2 protein-coding genes are annotated in these 2,001 nt (G+C 39.8%); both read right to left on the bottom strand.

Translation table 11 applies throughout. The features are described 5' to 3' along the window. Positions 1 to 250: 250 nt before the first annotated feature. A complete protein-coding gene (gene lpcA, locus ACOVQ4_RS23560) occupies positions 251 to 832 on the bottom strand; it encodes a D-sedoheptulose 7-phosphate isomerase (RefSeq protein ID WP_421823033.1) in 582 nt (193 codons plus the stop codon). 370 nt (positions 833 to 1,202) lie between these two features. Further along, positions 1,203 to 1,979 (bottom strand): TPM domain-containing protein, encoded by a 777-nt coding sequence (locus ACOVQ4_RS23565; protein WP_421823034.1) that lies wholly within the window; start codon positions 1,977 to 1,979, stop codon positions 1,203 to 1,205. Positions 1,980 to 2,001: the final 22 nt, after the last annotated feature.

A 2,001-nucleotide genomic window follows, 5' to 3' on the forward strand; every position in this document is an offset into this window, starting at 1 on the left:
GAGACGCAATGCTTGCGTCTCGATGCTTGCGTCTCAAACCAAGTAAATCTAGCATAATAGCCTCAAAAAAGGGGTCGGAAAATAGATTCCGACCCCTTTTTTATGAAAATTATGGAGGATAATCACAGTCTTAAAATTTGGGATGACTCATGTTTTGATTCTACTATGCTAGATTTCACTTGACTCGAGGCGCAAACATGGTGCATCGACTGCTAGCCTACTAGATTATCGATTAACCTCTAACAGAGAACTACTCCCAAATAACCAATTTTTCGATAAGTAAAATCAAGATATGAATTACCTTGATATGTACTTCTTGAATACGGTCGGCATAGCCAAAATGTGGAACAATGATTTCTACATCTGCTTGTCCAGCTAGCTTTCCACCATCTTTTCCTGATAAAATCACAATTTTCATACCTTTTGCTTTGGCAGCTTCTACGGCACGAATCACGTTGGCAGAGTTGCCACTCGTTGAAATACCTAAAAGTACATCTCCTGAATTGCCTAAGCCTTCTACAAAGCGAGAAAAGATATATTCAAAACCGTAGTCATTGCCTACGCAAGAAATATGTGAAACATCCGAAATGGCGATTGCTGGCATCGAACGGCGTTCGTTACGATAACGACCCGAAAGTTCTTCTGCAAAGTGCATGGCATCACAATGTGAGCCACCGTTTCCACAAGAAATAATCTTGTTGTTTGCTTTGATAGCATCAGCCATTAATTGTGCTGCTGCCTCAATTTGTTGGATATTATGTTCGTCCGATAAAAACTTTTGGAGAACAAGTTGAGCTTCGTTAAGCTCTTGTGAAATGATATTTTTTAGCACTGATTCTCAAAAATTTAATGAAGCCTAATGGCAATTTGGAGACTGATTTGGGATTTTTGAGAGATACACCTAACGCTGTGGTTAGTCATATTTCTCGCATAATTTTATTTTATGTACAAAATTACAAATTCCCCATCGAGTGGTCTACGAAGGATTGAAAAAATTTCGGATGTCGGATATTTGATTAGGATTGTACGAAGGATTTCCAATAATTGCGGATTGGGGATTTCTGATTTCGGAAATAAAGAAAAAAACCTTTGCTTTTACAAAATAAAAAAGATTACCCTTCCGAAATCTAACATCCGATATCCCCAATAAACGGTTTTTAAAATCCTTCCTAAAACCCTAATTCACAATTCAACATTCCTACTTAATAGTCTCCGCCAGCGCCACCGCCACCGAAGTCACCACCGCCGAAGCCTCCGAAGTCAAAACCACTGTCACCTCCGCCACCACCGCTACGATTACCCCATGACGAGCCGCCAGTAATGATAATTGGAGGAGTCCAGCCACCGCCTCGGTAGCCTCCACGACCACCGCCGCCACCACGTTTTGAAATAATGATAGAAATGACAATAAATACAATGATGAGAATAACTATGATAAAAAAGCCTAGTGGACTGTCATCATCTGAGGTAGCATCAGATTTGAATTCACCACTTGCACGCTGAATCATTTCGTCGGTAGCCTCATTGAGACCTTGATACCACTGTTGTTGCTTAAAATTCGGAACAAGAATCGTATTGATGATTCTTTTACAGATAGCATCGGGCAACACATCCTCAATGCCTCTACCTGTTACGATACGAATTTTGCGTGTTTCGGTAGCCCATAAAAGCAAAACCCCATTGTTTTTATTTTTTGCTCCAACTCCCCATGTTTTAGCAATTTTCATAGCATAATCATACGGATCAGACTCACCTGTATTTTTTACAATGACAATTGAAATTTCTGTAGAGGTCGAATCACGATAGCCTCTAAGTTTTTGTTCTAATGCGTTACGCTCTTCTGGCTTGAGTTTCATCACGAAATCACTTACCATAAGAGGAGGGTTAGGCTGTGCAGGAATATCTTGACCAATCGCTTTGATGAAAAACGATAAAGACAAGATAAGTACTGCTAAATATTGTTGTATTTTTCTGGACATGACTGATTAGATAGGATGGCAT

This window comes from Flectobacillus sp., from assembly GCF_049240685.1.
Taxonomy (GTDB): domain Bacteria; phylum Bacteroidota; class Bacteroidia; order Cytophagales; family Spirosomataceae; genus Flectobacillus.